Here is a 13039-nt window from a genome sequence, read left to right as displayed (position 1 = left end):
AGATGGGGACGAAAAGAAGAATGACAACAGGTAAGTGGAGGAAGAGCTTGAAGGTTTAAAGATTCGGGCCGATGGACTCGGCCCGGAACGCATTACATCGCGTAGGACAACATGATGGTGGTCTTGGTGTCGGTTTTGTCTGGAGCAGAATCAGGTGGGTTCTGGTTCCAGGTCACGTTGTAGGCTAGCTTCAACGAGAAGGACTGGTTGATAGCAACCTGCAGACCGGTTTCGGAGTTGACTGTCGTATCGTCACTACCCAACACGGACACACCCTGAATGAACTTGGTGGTATCGGTCAGCTGCCACTGGTAGCTCAACGCACCGTATGCCAGCGCGGTGGTATCGTGGCCACCGTCATGATAATCGTCATAACGCACGCCCGGACCGGCTTCCACACGCAGCGAGTGCACCGGGCCGTTCAGCAGCTGACGACCATAACCTGCCGCCAGGAATGAACGACCGTCGTAACCGTTGAAACGGTCGCTGAGCCAGCTGGCCTGACCGAACAGGTAGTCATAGCTGTTCATGTTGTAACGTGTACGGCCACCAACCTGGTACGTTTCTGAAGAACGCTCGTCGTTAGACGATGTATTGCTGGCGTTGCCCCACAGGCTGTAAGCGGTATTTGGCTGATACCAGGTCATGTTGGTATTGGCGGTCAGCGAGGAGCTGGTGGTGTTACCGGTTTGTGCCAGGTAACCCGCCGACGCACTCCCATCAAAATCCTTCTTTGCCGTGGAAGGGTCATCCATGACCGTAAAGACGTTGTTGTCTGCCAGAGCTTGATGGCAAATAGCTCCCCCGGAGAGCAAAAGAACTACAGACAGCTTGTTAAGCGCTTTCATTAAGTGTGACCCATACGACAGTTTAAAAAAGAGTGAGTCTGAAGGGTTTTGCAGGACGATCAATGCCTTTTACTGTAAGAAACGTAACATTTTATGAAATCGCTCTTTTTACCTGGCGCATTGGCAAATTCAGACTCTGAATGAGAGGATTCTCATTAACGCGGCGAAGTATAATGGTTATTTAGGCATTATCCAGCATTGAGTAAATGAGATTTTTCTTTGAAGGGGGCTTGAAAGATGTCATTTGGTGTCAAAACATCTCTCAATGTTAATACCGGCGTAGGGGTTTGTCCGCGCTAAAAGTAAATCAATAAAAAAGGACGACCGTTACGGATCGCCCTTTTCTCATCAGACCTACCTCAGGTATTCCTGAAAATCAGTTTGCCGGTGCCTGAGCACCCAACACACCCTTCCCTAACGGCACTTTGGTGAAGCGAGTGACAATTTCTTTCCAGGTGTTAGCCGGGTCAAGTTCCGTAAACTGCTGCGGATAGATGAACTTCGCCAGGTACTCAAGTCCGACAATATTGTACGGATGGTTGTAGAAGTTGTGATACAGCCCGTAGAAGCGATGGTTGCTGATGGCGGATACCTCAGAGAAGCCGGGACGCTGCTTCATCTTATCGAAAGCCTGATCGACCTGCGCCTGCGTCACGTTGTAGCCGAATGGCACGGCCGCATTGTTTTTACTGGCCCACTGCGATCCAGAAACGATATAGACATCGGGTTTCATGGCGATCACTTTTTCCAGCGAAATATCGCCAGTGGCGCCCGGCAGCAGCCCGGAACCGATATTTTTGGCACCAACCGCCTCCACCATCGCACCCCAGCCCACATGGGCATGAGTAAAGCAGCAGGACTCAAGGCCACCCAAACCGGCTTTGGCTTCGATAAACACCTGCGGTTGCGGCTTAACGTCGCGGGTCTTATTAATGATGGCCTGATAATGCTGCTGATAAAAATCGGTATAGGCCTTCGCTTCGGACTCACGGTTCAGCGCCACGCCCAGTGACGTGATGCTTTTCGGGGTGTCGACAACCGGCTGCTCAAAGGTGTCAATAAACAGCACCGGGATGCCGAGCTGTTTCATTTTATCCAGCACGCCGCCCTGGCTCAGCGAAGGTTTAGAGCGCAGCTGGGCAATCATCAGGTCAGGATGTTCGGCGACCACACTTTCCAGATTCACCTCACCTTTGTCGCTGAAGCCCATATCGATGATCTTTTTGGCTTCCGGCCATTTCTTCTCCATCAACTCCCACGTCGGTGCATCACTTTTCTTCAGCAGGTTGTTCCAGGCAACCAGACGCTGGAAAGGATCGTCACGGTCCAGCAGCGCCAGCGTCAGAATATCGCGGCCATCCTGTAGCACGACCCGTTTCGGCTCCTGCTTCAGCGTAACCTGTTGGCCATCGCTGTCGGTCAGGGTCACCGGATAGGTGGTGGCAACGGCAGAGAAAGTGGCGGTGGAAAGCGCCAGCAAAGAGGCAAGCAAGGAGAATTGAGGCTTCAGTAGCACGTCGGGCTCCGGAATGAACGTCAAAAGAAAGGGCCACAATAGTAATGATTATTACTTGCATTGGCAACATTCCCCCGGCCGGGATCCCCTTTCCTGCCGATGGGCTATGCTGAAAATCACGGATTAACAATGAGGTGAATTATGAGTGCTTCTGATATTACGCAATACGTCGTGACCTTCCGTTATCAGGAAGAAGGCCTTTCTGACGTTCTGGAACTTAATAGCGTGCTGACCAACGGCGGTTTCAGTACTTCGCTGACCGATGCGGATGGCACTTCCCATCAGCTGGGTACTAACAGCTTCGGCATTACCAGCCCGCAGGATAAAGACCAGATCCACGAACAGGCAGAAAAACTGGCTGAAGTGGCGTTAGGTCAGAAACCTGAGGTCGAGGTTCAGACCTTTGAAGCCTTTTTGCAGGACAATAAAAGCTAAGGTTGTGTAAAAAATGCGCCATGCTTTGCGCAGGCGCTGGTTTTGATTATTCTTTAAGCGCTATTATCCGTTAGTCCTGCAAGACACAGCGAAAAGAGGAAACCGCCATGTGGTCAGCCATTAGTCGTCTGTTGAGTGAGCAGTTAGGCGATGCTGAAATCAGCCAGCGTACGGAGTTACCGGGTGGCGACGTTCACCCGGCATGGCATATTCGTTATGGCGAGTATGATGTCTTTGTGAAGTGCAACAGCCGCGACATGCTGAATCTTTTTGCCTGGGAGGCCGATCAGCTGCAACTGCTGGCGCGCACCAAAACCGTTCGCGTACCGGCCGTCTATGGCGTCGGCAGCGATCGCGAAGTGAGTTTTTTGCTGCTGGAATACATTCCGCTACAACCGCTGGATCGGCACAGCGCCCACCAGCTGGGTCAGCAGCTGGCCCATCTGCATCAGTGGAGCGAGCAGGCGCAGTTCGGTCTCGACTATGACAACAACCTCACCACTTCCCCTCAGCCCAACAGCTGGCTTAAACGCTGGTCCATCTTCTTTGCTGAACAGCGTATTGGCTGGCAACTTCAGTTAGCCGCCGAAAAAGGCATTCAGTACGGCGATATCGAGCTGATTATCCGTTGCGCGCAAACCGCATTAGGGAGCCATCATCCTCAACCTTCTCTGCTTCATGGCGATCTCTGGCCTGCCAACTGTGGTGGCAGCAGCACTGGACCGTGGATCTTCGATCCTGCCTGCTATTGGGGCGACCGCGAGTGTGATTTAGCGATGCTGTCGTGGTATGCGGATTTGCCGTCGGAAATCTATCAAGGCTATGAATCCGTCTGGCCGCTGCCGGTAGATTACCTTCAGCGTCAGCCGGTGTATCAGCTCTATTATTTGCTTAACCGGGCGAATGTCTTTGGTGGGCACTGGTTTGGCGAGGCCCAGCAGGCGGTAGGTGCGCTGCTGGATGCCGATGAACTGGGCAAGAAAAATGCCCGCCCGGCCTGAAGTGTGCTTCAGGCCGGTCTGTCAGAAGATAAAGCCGAGCAGCTTAAGGACGAAGTAACCCGCCACCGCAATCACGATGGGTAAGACATACAGGGGGAAAAACTGCAGGAAAATCGTGTGACGTGGCACGATAATTTTCTCTTCCAACTGCTGGCGGCTGCGCCCTTCTGGCCCTTTCGCATTCTCCAGGATCACCTGATCCTCAATCCCTTCACGCAGATGGCGCGACTGTCGCCACATTCTGGCGCCAGAAGCCTGTAAGGCCAGCCCGACGAAGATCAGCCAGTAGACAATCCAGAAGGTGACGTTGCTGCCGTGATTAAAATCGGGCTGCGGTGAATTATTCCAGAACGCATTAAGGAACCCGGTGTTGAAGCGGATCATATCGATCATCACATGGGAGAAATCCTGCATCACCGCATTAATCCCTTCGCGCTTTTCCCGGCTCTTCTCGAGGAAGGTCATCAGTGAAATCAGCGTTGAAATGAGCGCCGGAATAAAAATAATCCAGCCAGCGACTCGCTTGAGGATCGCGACCCGGCCAGCTTGTTGATAAGTCATGCTTTCTCCTGACTAAGGTTTGAGGTGATAAGTTTACCTTCAGGTAGCGAAATGTGCCTGAAAAAAGTCGTCATGTCGCGTTAAAAGGGGAAGAACCGCCGCAAGCGGGACAATGTTGTCGATGAAAGCTTCATGCTATGGTGAGGTAAATTTTCAAAAGGAGCCGCAAAATGTCCTATTCCCGCCCCGTCCTTGCCGCCATCTTTGATATGGATGGCCTGCTTATTGATTCTGAACCGCTGTGGGATCAGGCTGAGCTGGACGTGTTTTCCACGCTGAATATCGATTTGACCCGTCGGAATGAGTTGCCCGATACGCTGGGTTTGCGCATCGATCAGACCGTCAGAATGTGGCATGAAGCGTTGCCGTGGAGCGGCCCCTCACAGGAAGAAGTCACCCAGCGGATTATTGCCCGCGCGCTGAATCTAGTCGAAGACAGCCGTCCTCTGCTGCCGGGCGTGGAGCAGGCATTAAAGCTGTGCAAAGCCGAGGGCTTAAAGATTGGCCTGGCGTCCGCTTCACCGCTGCATATGTTGAATCGCGTGCTGGAGATGTTCAATCTGCGCGACTACTTTGACGTGATTGCCTCTGCTGAAGCCCTGCCTTACAGCAAGCCGCACCCACAGGTTTACCTCGATGCCGCCGCTGGATTAGGAGTAGACCCGCTGAATTGCGTCACCTTAGAAGATTCGATTAACGGTATGGTGGCAACCAAAGCCGCCCGCATGCGTTCAATCGTTATCCCGGCGCAAGAACATGCTGATGATGCCCGCTGGTCGCTGGCGAACGTTAAGCTGACTTCGCTTAACGAACTCACCTCCGCGCACCTGCACGGCAGGTAATCCACACCCGGAGCCGGGTTTCTGCCCGCTCCGGTCTGATTTTTCGCCCGAAATCGCCCGCGCCACATCCTTCCTGCTGTTAACCCCTTCAATAACGTAAAAATAGTCATCTTTAGTTACAGGGTAACGTATAGTTTCTACTGTATATATCCCCTATACTGTATACATCGACAGTTCAGCAGCCAGGTGTTCCCATGACGGCCGAAGGCCATCTCATTTTTGCAATTGCCAGTGCCATCTTTGCCAAACGCGCCGACCTGACGCCGGAACTGGCTAACGGCGACTGGTGGCATATCGTGCCTGCGACACTGCTGACCTGCCTGCTGCCGGATATCGATCACCCCAAATCTACCCTGGGGCAACGCTTCAGATGGATTTCGCAACCTGTCGCGCGCGTGTTTGGGCACCGCGGTTTTACCCATAGCCTGCTTGCGGTTCTGGGTGGCGTGGCGCTATTCCATTTAAAAGTGCCAAAAGACTGGGTGATCCCCGCCGATGTCTTTCAGGGATTAGTACTGGGATATCTAAGCCATATCGCCGCCGATATGCTGACCCCTGCCGGCGTCCCTTTATTGTGGCCCTGCCGCTGGCGATTTCGCCTGCCGCTGTTAAGGAGCCAGAAAGGCAATCAGTTAGAGCGCGCGTTATGCCTCGCACTGGTGGGTTACGCCATGTGGTTTCCGCAGGGAATGCCCCCCTTTGGTGCGTCCGGCTGGCCCGCGCAAATGGTTAATTCGGTGCAAAGCGGCATGAACCGGCTGATAAACTCGCAAAACGCCCATTAAACACCCAATTAAACGCAAATCGTTATAAGCCATATTTTTTGGATATATGGCAGCACCAGTTTGAGCTGATACCATTCACGCACGTGTCGTACTTGGTACGCGATAAAAATTATCTGAAGCTTACCGGCGTAGGGAATTACGCCATATTGACTGGAGAATTGGGGATGAACCTTCCATTACTCGCTAACCTGGCCGCGTTTGTTGCCCTGTTAGTGATCCTCGCCAAAACCGGCGGCGCCAACTGGAGCCTGTCGAAAAAAGTCCTGGTGGGACTGGTGCTCGGCGTACTGTTTGGCCTGGGCCTGCACACTATTTATGGTTCTGACAGCCCGGTGCTGAAAGAGTCGATCAGCTGGATTAACGTTGTCGGCAACGGCTATGTGCAACTGCTGCAAATGATTGTGATGCCGCTGGTCTTCGCCTCGATCCTGAGCGCGGTTGCCCGTCTGCATAATGCCTCGTCGTTGGGCAAAATCAGCGTACTGACCATTGGCGTGCTGCTGTTTACCACCGCCATCTCCGCGTTGGTAGGGGTGTTTGTGACCTGGCTGTTTGGTCTGAATGCCACAGGCCTGGTGCAGGGTGTGCAGGAAACCGCGCGTCTGGCTGCGTTGCAAAATAACTATGTGGGCAAAGTGGCTGACCTCTCCACGCCTCAGCTGCTACTCTCCTTTGTGCCGAAAAACCCGTTTGCTGATTTGACCGGCGCAAGCCCGACCTCAATTATCAGCGTGGTGATCTTTGCCGCCTTCCTCGGTGTTGCTGCTCTGCATCTGCTGCGCGACGACAAACCCAAAGGTGAACGCGTGCTGGCTGCCATTGACGTGCTGCAGGCATGGGTGATGAAGCTGGTGCGTTTGATCATGAAGCTCACCCCATTTGGTGTGCTGGCGCTGATGACCAAAGTGGTTGCCAGCTCCAACGTGAACGACATTATCAAGCTGGGCGGCTTCGTGGTGGCGTCTTATCTCGGTCTGGCGATCATGTTTGCGGTACACGCGCTGCTGCTGTCAGTTAATGGCGTGAATCCACGCCGCTTCTTCCGCAAAGTCTGGCCGGTGATTACCTTCGCCTTCACCAGCCGTTCCAGCGCCGCGACCATTCCGCTGAGCGTTGAAGCACAGACGCGTCGTCTGGGCATCCCGGAATCCATTGCCAGCTTCTCCGCCTCGTTCGGTGCCACCATTGGCCAGAATGGCTGTGCGGGACTCTACCCAACCATGCTGGCGGTAATGGTTGCACCAACCGTTGGCATCAATCCCTTTGATCCAATGTGGATTGCCACGCTGGTCGGCATCGTTACGCTGAGTTCAGCGGGTGTGGCCGGTGTTGGCGGCGGAGCGACCTTCGCGGCGCTGATTGTCCTGCCAACCATGGGCTTGCCGGTGACGCTGGTCGCATTACTGATCTCCATTGAACCGCTGATTGATATGGGCCGCACGGCACTGAACGTCAACGGCTCGATGACCGCCGGTACGCTGACCAGCCAGTGGCTGAAGCAGACCGATAAAACGTTGTTAAATGCCGATGCAGATAACGACGTGGAACTGGCGCACCGTTGATCTCCACACGGGCCGGCACACTGCTGGCCCGTTCTGTTTTATCCCACCAAACATCCTGTCATGATTCCCCCGCCGCATATCCCTGCACTTTCCGGGCGTACCCGCGTCCCTGTTCTATAGTTACTGGAGTCTGAAACGACAATTGCAGGAGTAAGTGAGCATGTCGAAAGAAACCGATAACAAGGAACTGAGTCATAATGCGCCCTCTACCGGCCCCGATTCTGCGCGACCAGGTATGGATTCACTGGCCCCTGAAGATGGTTCACACAAGCCGCTGGCTGAACCCACCGCGCCAGGCAAACAGCCTACGGCACCCGGCAGCCTGAAAGCACCTGATACCCATAACGCCAAGCTTGATTCGCTGGAGACCTTCCGTAAAGGAGGTGAAAACTTCCCGCTGACTACTAATCAGGGCACCCGCATCGCCGACGATCAAAACTCCCTGCGTGCCGGAACCCGTGGCCCAACGCTGCTGGAAGATTTTATCCTGCGCGAGAAAATCACCCATTTTGACCACGAACGGATCCCCGAGCGCATCGTCCACGCCCGTGGCTCGGCGGCTCACGGCTATTTTCAGCCCTACCGGGATATGAGCGAGATCACCAAAGCGGACTTCCTGCGCGACCCGGAGCGGATCACGCCGGTCTTTGTGCGTTTTTCTACCGTGCAGGGCGGTGCGGGATCGGCTGATACGGTAAGAGATATTCGTGGCTGGGCGACAAAGTTCTATACCGATGAAGGCGTGTTTGATTTAGTCGGTAACAACACACCGGTCTTCTTTATTCAGGATGCGCATAAATTCCCTGATTTTGTCCATGCGGTTAAACCTGAGCCCCACAATGAAATTCCACAGGGACAAAGTGCCCACGACACCTTCTGGGATTATGTGTCGCTGCAACCTGAAACCCTGCATAACGTGATGTGGGCGATGTCCGATCGCGGCATTCCCCGCAGCTATCGCACTATGGAAGGGTTTGGTATTCACACCTTCCGCTTTATCAATGCCGAAGGGAAATCCACCTTCGTGCGTTTCCACTGGAAGCCCGTTGCCGGGAAGGCATCGCTACTATGGGACGAGGCGCAAAAGCTGACCGGGCGCGATCCGGACTTCCACCGCCGCGACCTGTGGGAAGCGATTGAAGCGGGCGACTACCCGGAATATGAACTTGGCGTGCAGCTGATCGCCGAGGAGGATGAATTCAAATTCGACTTCGATATCCTTGATGCCACCAAGCTGATCCCGGAGGAGCTGGTGCCGGTGGAGCTGATTGGCAAGATGGTGCTCAACCGAAATCCTGATAACTTCTTTGCCGAAACCGAACAGGTGGCCTTCCATCCCGGCCACATTGTTCCCGGCATGGACTTCTCCAACGATCCGCTGCTGCAGGGCCGGCTGTTCTCCTACACCGATACGCAGATCAGTCGCCTTGGCGGGCCAAACTTCCATGAGATCCCGATAAACCGCCCGGTTTGCCCTTACCACAACTTCCAGCGTCAGGGCATGCACCGGATGGACATTGATACCAACCCGGCGAACTACGAGCCGAATTCAATCAATGATAACTGGCCGCGTGAAACGCCCCCCTCACCGCATCGCGGCGGCTTCGAAAGCTATCAGGAACGGATTGAAGGCCACAAAATCCGCGAGCGCAGCCCCTCATTTGGTGAGTATTACTCGCAGCCTCGCCTGTTCTGGAACAGCCAGACGCCGGTAGAGCAACAGCATATTGTGGATGCCTTCTCGTTTGAGCTCAGCAAGGTCGCGCGTGAATATATTCGCGAGCGGGTAGTGGATCATCTGGTGCATATCGATATTTCGCTGGCAAACGGTGTGGCCGAGCACCTGGGGATCTCCCTTTCCGACGAGAAGATGCACACTGCGCCGCCGAAGGATGTAAACGGGCTAAAAAAGGACGCCAGTCTGAGTCTGTATGCCGTTCCCAATGGCACCATTAAAGGTCGTCAGGTTGCATTGCTCATGAGTGATGGTGTGATTGCGGCGGATACGCTGGCAATCCTGATGGAGCTTAAGCAACACGGGGTTCACGCCAAGCTGATTGCGCCCCATATGGGCCAGGTTCGGGCCGATGATGGCTCAGATTTGCCGATCGATGCCACCTTCAGCGGACTGCCGTCACTGACCTTTGATGCGGTGATCGTGCCAGATGGCAATATTGATGCGCTGCTGCTGAGTGGCGATGCGCGTTACTTTCTGCTGGAAGCCTATAAGCACCTGAAAGTGATCGGCCTGAGTGGCGATGCCCGGCGCTTCAAATCCCAGTTTGGTCTGGCTGACGATCAGCAGGAAGAAGGCATCATTGAAGACAGTAAAGCCGAAGGCGTGTTCATGAGCGAGTTCCTTGCAGCGATGGGCGCGCACCGCATCTGGTCACGCAGTCAAAAAGCGTTGAGCGTGCCGGCTTAACGATCGGGAAGTTGCGGTATTAGCTGAGGTTTTAATCAGCACAACGTCGTGATATGACAGGCTTGATGGAGGAAGCGTTAAGGAAGTGTTAAGCACTGTTAGCAAGCCACAATAGCGGCCCACTTGCTCTTGCGTTTTGACTGGCGCGGCGTAATGTTAGCGTCAGTCAGAACCAGGAGGATCCTTATGAAAAAGGTGATGAGTGCACTGTTAGTTGTAACGTTGTTGTCGCCTGCGCTGGCCTTTGCCCACCCAGGTGGCTGGGGACCGGGCCCAGGTCCTGACTGGCATGGCGATCCAGGACATGGATGGCACGGTGGCCACGGGCCAGACCACCTCTCTTTCCTGCCAGAAGCGGCAGCTGCGGTGTTAATCGGCGGCCTGACCTATTACGCGTTGAACGGTAACTACTATCAGCGGCAGAACGACAATACCTATGTGGTGGTGCAGCCTCCGATTGAGCGCGTCAGCGGCGATATGCGTTCACTGGATTACAACGGCGAACGTTTTTATGTGCAGGATGGCCACTACTACCGTCGCGACATCGACGGTCGTTATCTCGAAGTGCCTCGCCCGCCGGGCCTGTAACTTGCAAAAAAAAACGGTCACCCGAAGGTGACCGTTTTTCATTAAGCGGGTGCGATTACTGAGCCGCTTGCGGATCGGTATCGTACTCTTTACAGCTCTGGAAGCCATAGTTCATCACACGGCCAGTATCACTGTAGCTGACGAAGTAAGTCTGGATTTTGCCATCACGCTCGCCGAGCACATAGCTCTGGCAAGTACCACGGGCATGGACCATGGTGATTTCGGTAGAAGGAGGACCGGCAATATCACGAACCTGCTGGCGGGTCATTCCTTTCTTCACGTCCTGAACAACCGGTTTGGTCACGTAGCTTTCTGCACGGTCATAGGCCGAACAACCAGACAACACGGCCAGAGCCACCGCAGCACCAATAAATCCCGTTACTTTATTCATGTTTTTATTCCTCGTTTATTTTCCATGTGAGGATAAGCCTGGTACATAAACGCTGATTTATCAACTTTATGGCAGCAAATTGCCCAAAACACTTCGCCACCGAACCTCCGCAAGCCTATAATGCCGGCGTTGAGAATGAACGTTCGCTCTCACCCCGCTATCCCGCAGGTTTTCGCTCACCCGCGAACCGCTTACCGGCTTGAGGTCATGATGAGTACCCCAAATGAAGCCCGCGATGCCCGCCATCGTCAACGCCAGGATGAAATTATCGCCGCCGGACGGCGTTGTTTTCGTCGCTCTGGATTTCATGCTGCCAGTATGGCGCAGCTGGCGGCTGAAGCTCGCCTGAGCGTTGGGCAGATTTATCGTTACTTCACCAATAAAGACGCGATTATTGCTGAGATAGTGAAAAGGATCATCGATAACCGCCTGGTCTATATCGAAGAGACCACCACCTCGCTCAATCTGCCGCAGCTACTGGCATGGCGTCATGCGCTGGATGAGGATGATGAAGCCTTGATGCTGGAAGTCGCCGCCGAAGCGACCCGCAACCCGGCGGTAGCCAGCATGATGGTGGAGGCCGATGAGCGGATGTTCTCTCATGCCTGCCAGAATGTGAAAAAAAGCCATCCCGACCTCGACGATGAGCATATCCGCGCCTGCGTGGAAGTGTTTGCCGTACTGGCCGAAGGTACGTCGTATCGCCGACTGACGCCTCAGAAAGCGTCAGCGGAAAGACTCTTCGCCTTATACCAACAATTTATGGACCACCTTTTTAAGACAGAGGAAAAATGACAACTGCACACCGTAACCGTATTGGCTATGCCATTACGCTTGGACTTCTGGCGGCTCTCGGGCCGCTTTGTATCGATCTTTATCTTCCTGCCCTGCCGTCTCTGGCAAAGGATTTGCAGACGCCAACCGCCACCGCGCAGTTAAGCCTGACCGCCGGCCTGATCGGCCTGGGATTAGGTCAGCTGATCTTTGGCCCGATGAGCGACAAGTTTGGCCGCATCAAGCCGCTGCTAATCTCGCTGGTGCTGCTGCTGATTGCGTCAGTAGGCTGCGCGCTGGCACAGAATATCAACCAGCTGTTGCTGGCGCGTCTGTGTGAAGGGCTGTTCGGTGCCGGTGGCGCAGTGCTGTCGCGCGCCATTGCCCGTGATATGTACAGCGGTCATGAGCTGACGCGCTTCTTTGCCCTGCTGATGCTGGTGAACGGCCTGGCGCCGATTGCCGCGCCGGTGATGGGCGGCGCGTTGATGGCCGTACTGGACTGGCGCGGGCTGTTTATGGTGATTGCCGCCATTGCCGCGCTGCTGTTTGTACTGGCAAAAGTGAAGCTGACCGAAACCTTGATCCCCGAAAGGCGCAGCCAGGGCAGCATTTTCTCGGCCTGGGCCGCGCTGGGCTCGGTGATTAAACACCGTCCCTTTATGGGCTTCTGCCTGACGCAGGGCTTTATGATGTCCGGCATGTTTGCCTATATCGGCGCCTCGCCTTTCGTCCTGCAGCAGCTGTACGGACTGTCGCCTCAGGCCTTCAGTTTCTGCTTTGCGGCCAACGGCGTTGGTCTGATCCTTGCATCTCAAATCAGTGCCCGCCTGAGTCCGCTGTTTGGCGAATATCGCGTGGTTAAAGGTGCCTTAACGCTGGCTTTCGTCTCCTCCGGCACCCTGCTGATTACCGGGCTGACCGGCGCGGCGTTACCGATGGTGCTGGTGGCCCTGTTCTTCAGCGTGGCCAGTAATGGCGCGGTGGGTGTGGCGGCAGCATCACTGGCGATGCAAAGTCAGGGACATCGCGCCGGCAGTGCTTCAGCGGTGATGGGCGTCACCATGTTTACGCTTGGCGGCATCGCTGTGCCGGTCACCGGCATCGGCGGCACCTCGGTGCTGACCATGACGGCGACCATTTTTGGCTGCTATATGCTGGCAATCACACTGTTTTTACTGCTGACCCAAAAACCGAAAACGTCTGATTAATCAGTAAAAGGTGGCGAAACAACAGCATTGATTCTTGTTGTTTCGCCCCGGTCGCGTTAGTTTTACCGCAGACATTTTTTAACTGCCGCGGATCGCGCGG

General features: G+C 54.6%; 13 protein-coding genes. 9 read left to right on the top strand and 4 right to left on the bottom strand.

What is annotated here, in order from left to right; all coding sequences use genetic code 11:
* Positions 1–92 precede the first annotated feature (92 nt).
* Both EBC_RS11210 and EBC_RS11205 read right to left on the bottom strand, forming a co-directional pair.
* Positions 93–848 carry a DUF481 domain-containing protein gene (locus EBC_RS11210; protein WP_013201902.1) on the bottom strand — a complete coding sequence of 252 codons (756 nt, stop codon included), beginning with the start codon at positions 846–848 and terminating at the stop codon, positions 93–95.
* Between the two features lie 376 nt (positions 849–1224).
* Positions 1225–2358, bottom strand: a complete 1134-nt coding sequence (locus tag EBC_RS11205) for an ABC transporter substrate-binding protein (RefSeq protein ID WP_041692284.1) — start codon at positions 2356–2358, stop codon at positions 1225–1227.
* Between the two features lie 147 nt (positions 2359–2505).
* Between EBC_RS11205 and ghoS the strand changes: the two genes are divergently transcribed.
* Positions 2506–2799: a type V toxin-antitoxin system endoribonuclease antitoxin GhoS gene (gene ghoS, locus EBC_RS11200; protein WP_013201900.1), complete on the top strand. Its 294-nt coding sequence runs from the start codon at positions 2506–2508 to the stop codon at positions 2797–2799.
* 107 nt (positions 2800–2906) lie between these two features.
* A complete protein-coding gene (locus EBC_RS11195) occupies positions 2907–3800 on the top strand; it encodes a fructosamine kinase family protein (RefSeq protein ID WP_013201899.1) in 894 nt (297 codons plus the stop codon).
* Between the two features lie 21 nt (positions 3801–3821).
* Here EBC_RS11195 and EBC_RS11190 read toward each other — a convergent pair whose 3' ends face one another.
* On the bottom strand, positions 3822–4361 hold the full coding sequence (locus EBC_RS11190) for a YniB family protein (protein ID WP_013201898.1): 540 nt from the start codon (positions 4359–4361) through the stop codon (positions 3822–3824).
* A gap of 170 nt (positions 4362–4531) precedes the next feature.
* Here EBC_RS11190 and hxpB point away from each other — a divergent pair, with 170 nt between their 5' ends.
* The 5 genes from hxpB to EBC_RS11165 all read left to right on the top strand — a co-directional run bounded on the left by hxpB (position 4532) and on the right by EBC_RS11165 (position 10563).
* Positions 4532–5203 carry a hexitol phosphatase HxpB gene (hxpB, locus tag EBC_RS11185; protein ID WP_013201897.1) on the top strand — a complete coding sequence of 224 codons (672 nt, stop codon included), beginning with the start codon at positions 4532–4534 and terminating at the stop codon, positions 5201–5203.
* A gap of 194 nt (positions 5204–5397) precedes the next feature.
* Positions 5398–5988, top strand: coding sequence for a metal-dependent hydrolase (locus EBC_RS11180; protein WP_013201896.1), 591 nt, complete (start codon positions 5398–5400; stop codon positions 5986–5988).
* 164 nt (positions 5989–6152) lie between these two features.
* Positions 6153–7550 carry an L-cystine transporter gene (locus EBC_RS11175; protein ID WP_013201895.1) on the top strand — a complete coding sequence of 466 codons (1398 nt, stop codon included), beginning with the start codon at positions 6153–6155 and terminating at the stop codon, positions 7548–7550.
* Between the two features lie 160 nt (positions 7551–7710).
* Positions 7711–9975 carry a catalase HPII gene (gene katE / locus EBC_RS11170; RefSeq protein WP_013201894.1) on the top strand — a complete coding sequence of 755 codons (2265 nt, stop codon included), beginning with the start codon at positions 7711–7713 and terminating at the stop codon, positions 9973–9975.
* Positions 9976–10161: 186 nt separating this feature from the next.
* Complete coding sequence (locus EBC_RS11165) at positions 10162–10563, top strand: DUF6515 family protein (protein ID WP_013201893.1); 402 nt, start codon at positions 10162–10164, stop codon at positions 10561–10563.
* A 55-nt stretch (positions 10564–10618) separates the two neighbouring features.
* On the opposite strand, the gene osmE is transcribed toward EBC_RS11165, so the two are convergent.
* Complete coding sequence (gene osmE, locus EBC_RS11160; protein ID WP_013201892.1) at positions 10619–10954, bottom strand: osmotically-inducible lipoprotein OsmE; 336 nt, start codon at positions 10952–10954, stop codon at positions 10619–10621.
* A gap of 210 nt (positions 10955–11164) precedes the next feature.
* Between osmE and EBC_RS11155 the strand changes: the two genes are divergently transcribed.
* Positions 11165–11749: a TetR/AcrR family transcriptional regulator gene (locus tag EBC_RS11155; protein ID WP_041691992.1), complete on the top strand. Its 585-nt coding sequence runs from the start codon at positions 11165–11167 to the stop codon at positions 11747–11749.
* A complete protein-coding gene (locus EBC_RS11150; RefSeq protein ID WP_013201890.1) occupies positions 11746–12939 on the top strand; it encodes a multidrug effflux MFS transporter in 1194 nt (397 codons plus the stop codon). Before EBC_RS11155 ends, EBC_RS11150 begins: the two co-directional genes overlap by 4 nt.
* Positions 12940–13039 lie beyond the last annotated feature (100 nt).

The sequence above is a fragment of the Erwinia billingiae Eb661 genome (assembly GCF_000196615.1).
Taxonomy (GTDB): Bacteria; Pseudomonadota; Gammaproteobacteria; order Enterobacterales; family Enterobacteriaceae; genus Erwinia; species Erwinia billingiae.
This window is presented reverse-complemented; position numbering and strand designations above follow the sequence as displayed.

Bases quoted from the DNA above. Each gene is read 5' to 3' on its own strand.
- hxpB (WP_013201897.1), top strand. From the start codon at position 4,532: ATGTCCTATTCCCGCCCCGTCCTTGCCGCCATCTTTGATATGGATGGC.
- EBC_RS11190 (WP_013201898.1), bottom strand. From the start codon at position 4,361: ATGACTTATCAACAAGCTGGCCGGGTCGCGATCCTCAAGCGAGTCGCT.
- EBC_RS11210 (WP_013201902.1), bottom strand. From the start codon at position 848: ATGAAAGCGCTTAACAAGCTGTCTGTAGTTCTTTTGCTCTCCGGGGGA.
- EBC_RS11175 (WP_013201895.1), top strand. From the start codon at position 6,153: ATGAACCTTCCATTACTCGCTAACCTGGCCGCGTTTGTTGCCCTGTTA.
- EBC_RS11150 (WP_013201890.1), top strand. From the start codon at position 11,746: ATGACAACTGCACACCGTAACCGTATTGGCTATGCCATTACGCTTGGA.
- EBC_RS11180 (WP_013201896.1), top strand. From the start codon at position 5,398: ATGACGGCCGAAGGCCATCTCATTTTTGCAATTGCCAGTGCCATCTTT.
- EBC_RS11165 (WP_013201893.1), top strand. From the start codon at position 10,162: ATGAAAAAGGTGATGAGTGCACTGTTAGTTGTAACGTTGTTGTCGCCT.
- katE (WP_013201894.1), top strand. From the start codon at position 7,711: ATGTCGAAAGAAACCGATAACAAGGAACTGAGTCATAATGCGCCCTCT.
- ghoS (WP_013201900.1), top strand. From the start codon at position 2,506: ATGAGTGCTTCTGATATTACGCAATACGTCGTGACCTTCCGTTATCAG.
- EBC_RS11195 (WP_013201899.1), top strand. From the start codon at position 2,907: ATGTGGTCAGCCATTAGTCGTCTGTTGAGTGAGCAGTTAGGCGATGCT.
- osmE (WP_013201892.1), bottom strand. From the start codon at position 10,954: ATGAATAAAGTAACGGGATTTATTGGTGCTGCGGTGGCTCTGGCCGTG.
- EBC_RS11155 (WP_041691992.1), top strand. From the start codon at position 11,165: ATGAGTACCCCAAATGAAGCCCGCGATGCCCGCCATCGTCAACGCCAG.